The 10,582-nt window shown below is 68.0% G+C and carries 8 protein-coding genes; all 8 read right to left on the reverse strand.

Annotation, left to right across the window (positions count from 1 at the left end; translation table 11 throughout):
• Positions 1-103: 103 nt before the first annotated feature.
• The gene (dxs, locus tag ACFYM2_RS31145; protein WP_359005874.1) at positions 104-2,029 is read right to left on the reverse strand and encodes a 1-deoxy-D-xylulose-5-phosphate synthase; all 1,926 of its coding nucleotides are present in this window, start codon (positions 2,027-2,029) and stop codon (positions 104-106) included.
• 178 nt (positions 2,030-2,207) lie between these two features.
• On the reverse strand, positions 2,208-3,512 hold the full coding sequence (locus ACFYM2_RS31150) for a sugar ABC transporter permease (RefSeq protein ID WP_388840852.1): 1,305 nt from the start codon (positions 3,510-3,512) through the stop codon (positions 2,208-2,210).
• Positions 3,509-4,297: an ATP-binding cassette domain-containing protein gene (locus ACFYM2_RS31155; protein ID WP_328308512.1), complete on the reverse strand. Its 789-nt coding sequence runs from the start codon at positions 4,295-4,297 to the stop codon at positions 3,509-3,511. The genes ACFYM2_RS31150 and ACFYM2_RS31155 overlap by 4 nt, the downstream gene beginning before the upstream one ends.
• A gap of 268 nt (positions 4,298-4,565) precedes the next feature.
• Positions 4,566-5,669 carry a sugar ABC transporter substrate-binding protein gene (locus ACFYM2_RS31160; RefSeq protein WP_350234814.1) on the reverse strand — a complete coding sequence of 368 codons (1,104 nt, stop codon included), beginning with the start codon at positions 5,667-5,669 and terminating at the stop codon, positions 4,566-4,568.
• 133 nt (positions 5,670-5,802) lie between these two features.
• Positions 5,803-7,002 (reverse strand): ROK family transcriptional regulator, encoded by a 1,200-nt coding sequence (locus tag ACFYM2_RS31165; RefSeq protein ID WP_359005868.1) that lies wholly within the window; start codon positions 7,000-7,002, stop codon positions 5,803-5,805.
• A gap of 248 nt (positions 7,003-7,250) precedes the next feature.
• Entirely contained in the window at positions 7,251-8,162 is a 912-nt protein-coding gene (locus ACFYM2_RS31170) for a carbohydrate ABC transporter permease (protein ID WP_388840855.1), read from the reverse strand.
• Between the two features lie 10 nt (positions 8,163-8,172).
• Positions 8,173-9,099, reverse strand: coding sequence for a sugar ABC transporter permease (locus ACFYM2_RS31175; RefSeq protein ID WP_350233235.1), 927 nt, complete (start codon positions 9,097-9,099; stop codon positions 8,173-8,175).
• A 52-nt stretch (positions 9,100-9,151) separates the two neighbouring features.
• The gene (ngcE, locus tag ACFYM2_RS31180; RefSeq protein WP_388460419.1) at positions 9,152-10,576 is read right to left on the reverse strand and encodes an N-acetylglucosamine/diacetylchitobiose ABC transporter substrate-binding protein; all 1,425 of its coding nucleotides are present in this window, start codon (positions 10,574-10,576) and stop codon (positions 9,152-9,154) included.
• Between the last annotated feature and the right edge of the window lie 6 nt (positions 10,577-10,582).

Consider the following 10,582-nt stretch of genomic DNA (forward strand, 5'->3'; position numbering starts at 1 on the left):
AGGGAGGTACGAGTACCGGGCTGAGCGCGTTTTTCACGCGAACGGGCCGGACCCATCACCCATAAGGGAGACCGGTCCGGCCCATTGGCCGCGTGTCACATGATCAGTCGCGGGCGGGCTCCACCGCCGTGCGGTTCTCCTCGAAGCGTCCGTCCAGCTTGGAGACCAGGCCGGTGACCTGACGGGCGATGTCGGGGGCGGTCAGGCCGATCTCCGCAAGCACCTCGCCGCGCGAGGCGTGGTCGAGGAAGCGCGGCGGAATGCCGAAGTCGCGCAGCGGCACGTCCACGCCCGCGTCCCGCAGCGCCTGGCTGATGGCCGAACCGACGCCTCCCGCGCGGCTGTTGTCCTCCACGGTGACCACGACGCGGTGCTTCTCGGCGAGCGGCGCCATGGCCTCGTCGACCGGCTTGACCCAGCGCGGGTCGACCACGGTGGTCGAGATGCCCTGGGCGTCGAGCAGATCGGCGACCTCCAGGCACATCGGCGCGAGCGCGCCGACGGAGACCAGGAGCACATCGGGGCGGACCGCGGCCGACGAGGGCTCGCGCAGCACGTCCATGCCGCCGACGCGGCCGACGGCCTGGACGGCGGGCCCGACCGCGCCCTTGGAGAAGCGCACCACGGTCGGCGCGTCCTCCACCTGGACGGCCTCGCGCAGCTGGGCGCGGACCTGCTCGGCGTCGCGCGGTGCGGCGATCCTGAGGCCCGGCACGACCTGGAGGAGCGACATGTCCCACATGCCGTTGTGCGAGGCGCCGTCGGTGCCGGTGACACCGGCCCGGTCCAGCACGAACGTCACACCGCACTGGTGCAGGGCGACATCCATGAGGACCTGGTCGAAGGCGCGGTTGAGGAAGGTGGCGTACACCGCGAAGACGGGGTGCAGACCGCCGGTGGCCAGGCCGGCCGCGGAGACCGCCGCGTGCTGCTCGGCGATGCCGACGTCGTAGACCCGCTCGGGGAACGCCTTGGCGAACTTGTCGAGGCCCACCGGCTGGAGCATGGCCGCGGTGATCGCGACGATGTCCGCGCGCTCCTTGCCGAGCTCGACCATCTCCTCGCCGAACACCGAGGTCCAGTCGAGACCGGAGGTCGACACGGGAAGGCCGGTGTCCGGGTGGATCTTGCCGACGGCGTGGAAGCGGTCGGCCTCGTCGGCGAGGGCCGGCTGGTAGCCGCGGCCCTTCTCGGTGAGGCAGTGCACGATGACCGGGCCGCCGAAGCGCTTGGCGCGCTGGAGCGCCGACTCCAGGGCCTCGATGTCGTGGCCGTCGATCGGGCCGACGTACTTCAGGCCCAGGTCCTCGAACATGCCCTGCGGGGCGATGAAGTCCTTCAGACCCTTCTTGGCGCCGTGCAGCGTCTCGTACAGCGGCCTGCCGACGACCGGAGTGCGCTCCAGGAGGTCCTTGCCCTTGGCCAGGAAGCGCTCATAGCCGTCGGTGGTGCGCAGGGTGGCGAGGTGGTTGGCGAGGCCGCCGATGGTCGGCGCGTACGAACGCTCGTTGTCGTTGACCACGATCACCAGGGGGCGGTCCTTGGCGGCGGCGATGTTGTTCAGCGCCTCCCAGGCCATGCCGCCGGTCAGCGCGCCGTCGCCGATGACGGCCACGACGTGGTCGTCCTTCTTCAGGACCTCGTTCGCCTTGGCGAGGCCGTCGGCCCAGCCGAGGACCGTGGAGGCGTGGCTGTTCTCGATGACGTCGTGCTCCGACTCGGCGCGCGCCGGGTAGCCCGAGAGGCCGCCCTTCATCTTCAGCCGCGAGAAGTCCTGGCGCCCCGTCAGGAGCTTGTGGACGTAACTCTGGTGTCCGGTGTCCCACAGGACCCGGTCCTTGGGGGATTCGAAGACGCGGTGCAGTGCGATGGTCAGTTCCACCACACCGAGGTTCGGACCGAGGTGTCCGCCGGTCTTGGAGACCGCGTCCACCAGGAAGGTCCGGATCTCTGCCGCCAGCTGGTCGAGCTGCTCCGGGTTGAGCCGGTCAAGATCGCGCGGTCCCCTGATGCGGGTAAGCAGCGGCACCCGTGCCTCCTCTTGCGTCCGTGCTGGTCGAGCATGCCGATCCGATGAGTCTAATGTTCCGCCCGCGTCGGCGTTCGCAGGGCGGTGCGTTCTACGTCACTCGTATGGCTGACACTCGCCCTGGAAACGGCCGTGCCCGGCGCCACAGGGGCACCGGGCACGACGGAAGCGGGGCAGGTCAGGCGCGGCCCGCGGACTTCTGGGTCTTCCGGGTGACAGCGTCGATGATCACGGTGAGCAGCAGCACACCGCCGGTGATCATCTGCTGAATCGCCGCCGCGACGCCTTCGAGCGCCAGGCCGTACTGGATCGAGACGATGACCAGCACACCCAGGAGCGCGTTCCAGGTGCGGCCGCGGCCGCCGAAGAGGCTGGTGCCGCCGATGACGGCCGCCGCGATGGCGTTCATCAGGAGCTCGCCGCTGCCGGCGCCCTGGTTGGCCGCGCTGATCTTGGAGGCGAGGAAGAGGCCGCCGATGGCCGCGAAGGTGCCGGAGATCGCGAAGACCGAGGTGCGGACCCACACGATGTTGATACCGGCGCGGCGCGAGGCCTCGACGCTGCCGCCGAGCGCGAAGATCATGCGGCCGTAGGAGGTGCGGCGCAGCACGAAGTCGGTCAGGACGAGCACCAGCAGGAAGATGACCACCGCGAGCGGCAGGCCCTTGTTCTGGTTGAACATGTACGCGGCGGCGAAGGCCACCACCGCCAGCAGCACGGTGCGCAGCACGATCTCGCCCAGCGGGCGGGAGGGGACGTTCGCGGCCTCACGGCGGCGGCTGTCGAAGAAGGCGGACGCGAAGTACACGGCGACCGCGACGGCGGCGGCGCCGTAGGCGACCGCGACATCGCTGAAGAAGTAGTTCGACAGGTCGTAGAAGACGCCCGTCTCGCTCGTGTTGATCGTGCCGTTGTCGCCGAGGATCTTCAGCATGAATCCGCTCCAGAAGAGCAGACCGGCCAGGGTGACGGCGAAGGCGGGGACGCCGATCCTGGCGAAGATGTAGCCGTGGATGGCGCCCGCGACCGTACCCGTGAGGATGGACAGGACCAGGGCGAGCCACTGGGACATGCCGTGGGTGACGCTGAGGACCGCGAAGGCGCCGCCCGCCAGACCGCTCACCGAGCCGACGGACAGGTCGATCTCGCCGAGCAGCAGCACGAAGACGATGCCCACCGCGATCATGCCCGTGCCCACCATGGCGACGGAGATGTCGGAGAGGTTGCCCGCGGTGAGGAAGTTGGAGTTCAGGCTCTGGAAGACGACGCAGATGATGACCAGGCCGATGATGACGGGCAGGGCGCCCAGGTCACCGGCGCGGATCTTGCGCTTCAGCTCGCCGACGTAGCCGCCGAAGCCCTGCTCGCGCACGAGCAGCCGGGGGTCGACGGCCGTGACGGCGGCGTCGGCCGCGGGCGGCGCGTCGACCGGGGCGGCGTGCGCCTTGCCGAGGCCGGCCGGGGAGGTCTTGTCGGTGCTCACTTCTGAACCTCCGCGTTGCGCGCCGCACGACGGGTCACGGCGTTGTCCGTGGCTCCGGTGATGGCGGAGATGATCTCTTCCTGCGAGGTGGTCTTCACATCGAAGACACCGTTGTTGCGGCCGAGCCTGAGCACCGCGACCTTGTCGGCGACGGCCTTCACATCGGCCATGTTGTGGCTGATGAGGACGACCGCGTGGCCGCGCTCGCGCAGCCGCTCCACCAGGTCGAGGACCTGCGCGGTCTGCTCGACGCCGAGGGCGGCGGTCGGCTCGTCGAGGATGACGAGCTTGGGCTCGCCGAGCATCGAGCGGGCGATGGCCACGGTCTGGCGCTGGCCGCCGGAGAGCGAGGCGATCGGGATGCGCACGCTCGGGATCCGGATCGACAGCGTGGTCAGGAGCTCGCGCGAGCGGCGCTCCATCTCGACCTCGTCGAGGATGCCGCGCTTCTTCAGCTCCCGGCCGAGGTAGAGGTTGCCGACGACGTCGATGTTGTCGCACAGCGCGAGGTCTTGGTAGACGGTCGCGATGCCCAGGTTCTGGGCGTCGTTCGGCTTGCCGATCTGGACGGCCTTGCCTTCCCACTCGATGACGCCGTCATCGATGGGGTGCACGCCGGCGATCGTCTTGACCAGCGTGGACTTTCCGGCGCCGTTGTCGCCCACCAGGGCGAGCACTTCACCGGCGTGGACTTCAAGCTCTACGTCGGTGAGCGCCTGAACGGCACCGAACCGCTTGGAGACCCCGCGCAACGCCAACACGGGCGTAGCGGACACGTGAACCATCTCCTTCGCCGCCTGACCGGCGGGGATGCCGCGCCCGAAGGGGTGGGGGCGCGGAGGTCGAGCAGAAGAGAACAGCAGAGAAACAGAGGGACCGGAGGTCCTGCGGAACCGGAGGGGCTGGCAGGGCCGGCGGGGCCCGGATGAGGGAAACGTTTTTCTCCGGCGCCCCCGCCGCGGCGGGGTACAAGGCGGGCGCGGGGCGCCGGAGGGTTCCTGGGCGCTCAAGTCCCTTGGCGATCAAGGGACTTGACGCGGCGGGGCGAGGGAACTACTTGACGCCGGCCGCGTCGCAGGCGGCCTTGTAGGTCGGCGTGCAGATCTCGGCGACCGTGTAGATCTTGTCCTTGATCACGGTGTCGTTGACGTTGGCCTTGGTCAGCGAGACGACCGGGACGATGTTGGACGGCACGCCCTTGGTGGTCGGCGAGTCCAGCTTCTTCGGGGCGATCGAGCCGAGGTCCTGGCCCTTGGCGAGCTTGACCGCCATCTCGGCGGCGATCGCGTCCTCCTGCGGGTAGGACTTGTAGACGCTCATGTACTGCTCGCCCGAGAGGATCCGCTGCACACCCGCGAGCTCGGCGTCCTGGCCGGTGACCGGCGGGAGCTTGGAGAGGCCGGCCGCCTTGAGGGCGGTGATGATGCCGCCCGCCATGCCGTCGTTGGCGGAGTAGACGCCGATGACCTTGTCCTTGCCCAGGGCGGAGAGCGCGCCCTCCATGTTGGCGTTGGCGTTCTCGGGCTTCCACTCCTTGGTGTCGTACTCCTTCCCGATGTTCACCTTGCCGTCGAGCTCGGCGTGGGCGCCCTTCTTGAAGAGCGCGGCGTTCGGGTCGGTGACGGCGCCGTTCATCATGACGATGTCGCCGGACTTGGCCTTGTCGCCCAGGGCCTCCAGGAGGGCCTTGCCCTGCACGTGTCCGACTTCCTCGTTGTCGAAGGAGACGTAGGAGTCGATGGGGCCCTCGGCGAGACGGTCGAAGGCGACGACCGGGATGCCGGCCTGCTTGGCCTTCTTGACCGAGCCGGCGATGGCCTTGGAGTCGACCGAGTCCACGATGAGCGCGTCCACCTTGTTGGTGATCATCGTGTCGGCCTGCTGGTTCTGGGTCGTCGCGTCCTGCTTGGCGTTCGCGTAGACGATCTGGCCCTTGCCGCCGGTGAGCTCCTTGACCTTGGCCTCGATCAGCGGCTTGTCGAACTTCTCGTACCGCGCGGTCTGGTTCTCGGGGAGCAGCAGACCGATCTTGAGGTCGTCGCCCTTCTTGGACCCGCCGGACGACTTGGTGCCGCCGCCCGACTCCTTGGCGCTGCCACAGGCGGCGAGTGAGACGGCCATCGCGGTGGCGGCAACGGCTACAGCGGCACGACGCATGTTCGTGTTCACTTCAGAAACCTCCCTGACGAGGCCGCGACGTTGCGGCCGAGGTGGCTGGAAGTCAACTCGGCGTTAAGCCCACCGTCAAGGAGTAAATCCTTAACGAGATGACAACGGTGCCATCCGTTATCTAAGTGAAGGCAGGCGCGGAGGCGGGCACGGCGCTGTCCAACAGGGTCGAATCCCCCATTTCACTCAGCGCGAGCGCGAGCGCGCCGAGCACTTCGGCGCGGCCGCCCAGCGCCCCGGGAAGCACCGACAACTGCCGTGCGGCGCTGGGGATCGCGTACCGGGACACCGAGTCCCTGATGGGGCCGAGCACCAGCTCGCCGGCCTCCGCGAGGTCGCCGCCGAGCACCACCCGGCTCGGATTCAGGAGGTTGCACAGGTTGGCGACCCCGCTGCCGATGTGGCGTCCCACGTCCGCGATGACGCGGCGGCACCCGGGGTCGCCCTCGCGGGCCATCCGCACCACGCGCTCCATGGTCAGGTCCGCGCCGTGGCTGGATTGCAGCAGGGGCAGCACATAGCGCGCGGCGGTGAAGGTCTCCAGGCAGCCGCGGTTGCCGCACCGGCAGACCGGGCCCGACTCGTCCAGGGTGATGTGCCCGATCTCGCCCGCGGTGCCGCCGGGCCCCCGGTAGATCTGCCCGCCCATCACCAGACCGGCGCCCACACCGCTGGCGACCTTGATGTACGCCAGGTCGCGCACCCCGCGCCCGCCGCCCCACACCAGCTCGCCCAGCGCGCCGAGGTTGGCGTCGTTGTCGACGTACACCGGGACGCCGAGGCGGCCGGACAGCTCCTGGCGCGGGTTGATGCCGGTCCAGCCCGGCAGGATCGCGGTGGAGCCGAGCGTGCCGGACTCCACGTCGATGGGACCCGGCACGCCGAGGCCCACGCCGATGACCTTGTCCTGGCCGATGCCGGTGGTCGCGATCAGCCGCTTGACCAGCTCTTCCGCCCGGTCGAAGCCCTGGGCGGACGAGGCGTCGACATCGAGCGGTTCGGCCTCCTCGGCGAGCACCTGGTGGGCCAGGTTGCCGACGGCCACCCTCAGGTGCGTATGGCCGAAATCGACGCCGATGACGATGCCGGCCGAGCCGCTGAGCGAGACGCTGCGGGCCCGGCGCCCGCCCGCCGAGGTGGGGGTGACCTCGACGGTGCCGCCGTCCTTCAGCTCCCGCACGATGTTGGAGACCGTGGCCGCGGACAGGCCGGTCGTCCGGGCGATCTCGGCCTGGGTGAGCGAGCCCGCCATCCGCACGGCGCGTACGACTCGCTCAAGGTTGGCCCGGTGCAATGACGTCTGCGACCCCGGAGTCTCCATCGACTCATCCACTCCCGCCGTAGGCGGACGGCACGACGGCCGCCCCCGCACGGAGCCGCAGCATTGAGGCCCCGTCTTTTCTCCAACATGTGAACCCTAAGCTCAGCCTTCTGGGTGGTCTCCCGTCAAGACCTGAGCGGACCTGAGGAGCACGGAGCGGATCGGGAACGCGCGACCGCCCGTGGGCGCGGGGCCCACGGGCGGTCGGGGGAAGGACGGGTCCGCGCCGCGGCGCGGTGCCGGCGGCGCTACTTGAGCGCCCCCGCGGTCAGGCCCGCCTGGACCTGCTTCTGGAAGACGACGTACACGGCGAGCACGGGCAGCATCGCGATGGACAGGCCCGCGAAGAGCGCGCCCCAGTCGCCCTGGTAGCCCTGCTGCACGGCGAGGTCCGCCAGGCCCTGGGTGAGCACCCAGTTCTTGGTGTCGCCCTGGTTGAGCACCAGGGGCAGCAGGTACTGGTTCCACTGGCCGAGCACGTTGAAGATGCCGATGCTGATGATGCCGGGCTTGGCCATCGGCAGCATGATCTGGAAGAACGTGCGGGTGTGCGAGGCCCCGTCGATCAGGGCGGCCTCGGCGACCGTGGTCGGCAGCGTCCGGAAGAACGCCGTCATGAAGAAGACCGTGAACGGCAGCGAGTAGGCGATGTAGATCAGGACGAGGCCGGGCAGCGTGTTGAGGATGCCCAGGTTCTTGGTGACGAAGAAGAGCGGGACGAGCACCATGACCACGGGAAAGGCCATGCCGCCGACGAACAGGAAGTAGATGAACCGGTTGCCGGGGAACTCGAACCGCGCCAGCACATAGGCCGCCATCGAGCCGAGCAGCATGGTGCCGACCGTCGAGAAGCCCACCACGAAGGCGGTGTTGAGGAAGTACCGCCCGATGTTGGCCTTGCTCCAGGCCCGCGCCCAGTTCTCGAAGTGCAGCTCGGAGGGGAGCGACCAGGGGTGGGTCAGGATGTCGCCGGAGGTCTTGAACGAGCTCCACAGCGCCCACAGCAGGGGCACGCCCACCATGAGCGCCCAGACCAGCAGGAACACGTGCGAGAAGGCGTTGAGCACGCCGCCCTCGCTGCTGCGCCACTTCCAGCGGGCGGCACTGGTGGCGGGGACGGTGGACGGCTCGCCGTCCACCGGCATGGTTTCGGTCGTCATCGCGCCATCCCTAGAATTCGATGCGCTCACGGCGCGAGAGCCGCATGCTGAGAACGGCGAACACCAGAGTCACGATCAGCATCGCGACACCCATGGCGGCGGCCATTCCGTACTGGCTGTTGTCCCGGAACGCCGTCTTGTAGAGCAGCAGCGGGACCACGTCGGTGGACTCGTCGGGGCCGCCGACGTTGACCGACATCAACTGCACATAGATGAAGGCGTCCATGGCGATGATGCCCATGTAGACCCAGGCGGTGGCCACGGTGTCGCGCAGCAGCGGCAGGGTGATCCGGAAGAACGTCTTGACGCGCGAGGCGCCGTCCAGGAGGGCCGCCTCGTAGATCTCGCCGGGGATGGAGGCCATGCCGGCGGAGAACAGGACGACGTAGAACCCGACGTTCGCCCACACCATCACGACCATGATGCAGATCAGCGCGATGCTGGAGTCGCCGAGCCAGGACTGCTGGAGCGAGCCGAGGCCCACGCTCGACAGGAGCGAGTTGAGCATCCCGTTCTGGGGATCGGGGTTGTAGATCTGCTGCCACAGGATCGCGATGATCGTGATGGACAGGACCTGGGGGAAGAAGAAGATGACTTTGTACAGGCCCGAGCCCCGTACGCCGGCGACCCCCGCGGAGCCTTTGCGGCGGCCGCCGACATTCAGCATGAAGGCGAAGAAGAGACCGAAGGCCAGCGTGACGACCGGCACGAAAAGGAGCAGAAGGACGTTGTGCCACAACGCCTTCCAGAACAGGTCGTTGTGGATCAGTTTCTGATAGTTGTCAAGCCCGATGAAGTTCTTCTCGGGTGTCAGTCCGCTCCAGCTCGTCATCGAAATCTGGAAGTCCTGGAGGAACGGCGAGATCACGAGGACCCCGTAGAGCGCCAGGGGAATTGCCAGGAATCCGATGATGAACCGGTACTTGCCGTGTCGCATGTCGCCGGTCGCTCTCGTGTCAGCCAGTGGGGTCAGGGCCTGAGCGCCTTGATCAGAGGTGCTTGAACTTCGGGACGGAGGAGTCCTTCTTGGTGTCGTCCGACGCCTTCTGGGCCTTGTCCATCCACTCGGCCGCCTTGATCTTGCCGGAAAGCAGGTCGAGGGTCAGGTTTCCGATGGTCTCGTTGTTCAGTTTCTTGTACCAGTCCTGGAGCCGGGAGTTGAGGACGTTGGGCCCGGCGGCCTTCAGGGCGGCGTTCGCGGAGGTCAGGCCCGGGGTGAGGGTGAGCCCGTCGGCGGCGCCCTGGACACAGGTCAGGGACTTGATGGCGTTGGTGAAGTTGGTGGTCTGCTTCTTGCTGAGCATGATGCGCAGCAGCTCCATGCCACCGGTGGGGTTCTTGCCGTCCTTGGCGACGATGAAGGGCTCGCCCGCCGCCGCGTACAGCGCGCCGAAGGGCAGTTTGTCGCTGGGGCCCGAGCCGATGAGGGAGCCGACCGCGAGGTCGAAGTCCTTCGGCATGGTGGGCGCGGCCTCGTTCTCCACCCAGGAGCCGTCGGCCACCATCGCGGCGCGGCCCTGCGTCCAGGCGGTCTGCATCTGAATGTGCGTCATGCCTTCGGAGCCCTGGAGGAAGTAGCCCTGTCCTGCGAGCTCTTCGTAGTACGAGACGACTTCCTTGACGGCGTCGGTCTTGAAGGCGCCGTCGTCGAGGTTGTCGATCGCGTTGAGGGCTTCCTTGCCGCCGACCTTGCCGATCTGGTGCAGCAGGTCGAAGTGGACGTAGTACGGGTACTTGCCCGGGTACGTGAAGGGGGCGATGCCCTCGGCCTTGATCTTCTTGCACAGCGCCAGCATGTCCGAGAAGGTCTGGGGATACGTCCAGCCCTTCTCCTTGAACAGCTTGTTGGAGTAGAAGGTGCCGTAGACGGTGAACGCGTAGTTGAACGCGTACATCTCCTTGGTGCCGAACTGGCCCTGTTCGACGGTGCCGGCGATCAGGACGTCGCGGACCTTCTTCGACGGGTCGTCGATGGTCGGCGCGTCCAGGAGCGGGGTGAGGTCCTGGAGCTTGCCGGTCTTGGCGAGGGCGGCGGTGTCGAGGTTGTCGGCGCCGGAGTTGTCCATGAAGTCCGGCGGGGTGCTGCCGGCGAAGCGCGGCTGGAGCTTGGGGCCGATGGCCTGGGTGCCGGTGTGCTTGACCGTGATGCCGTACTTGGCGTTGTAGTCGGCCTCGGCCGACTTGATGTAGTCGTCGCCGAAGCCTCCCTTGAAGACGAACGCCTCAAGGGCGGTGCCCTTGTTGACGCCGAGCGGATTGTCCGCCGACTTGGTGCCCTGGGACTTCGGCTTTGTGGTGCTGTCTCCGCCGTCTGAGCTCGCGCACGCGCTCAGCAGTGAAGTCGCCGGCACAGCCAGCAGGCCGATCGCCATGGCCCGCTTGAGTGCGTCACGGCGGTTGATCTCGGATCCCATGCTCAA

The sequence above is a fragment of the Streptomyces sp. NPDC006711 genome, from assembly GCF_042869775.1.
Classification (GTDB): Bacteria; Actinomycetota; Actinomycetes; order Streptomycetales; family Streptomycetaceae; genus Streptomyces.

Excerpts from the sequence above, each read along its gene's own strand:
- ACFYM2_RS31155 (WP_328308512.1), bottom strand. The coding sequence starts at position 4,297 with ATGGTTCACGTGTCCGCTACGCCCGTGTTGGCGTTGCGCGGGGTCTCC.
- ACFYM2_RS31160 (WP_350234814.1), bottom strand. The coding sequence starts at position 5,669 with ATGCGTCGTGCCGCTGTAGCCGTTGCCGCCACCGCGATGGCCGTCTCA.
- ACFYM2_RS31165 (WP_359005868.1), bottom strand. The coding sequence starts at position 7,002 with ATGGAGACTCCGGGGTCGCAGACGTCATTGCACCGGGCCAACCTTGAG.
- ACFYM2_RS31170 (WP_388840855.1), bottom strand. The coding sequence starts at position 8,162 with ATGACGACCGAAACCATGCCGGTGGACGGCGAGCCGTCCACCGTCCCC.
- ACFYM2_RS31175 (WP_350233235.1), bottom strand. The coding sequence starts at position 9,099 with ATGCGACACGGCAAGTACCGGTTCATCATCGGATTCCTGGCAATTCCC.
- ngcE (WP_388460419.1), bottom strand. The coding sequence starts at position 10,576 with ATGGGATCCGAGATCAACCGCCGTGACGCACTCAAGCGGGCCATGGCG.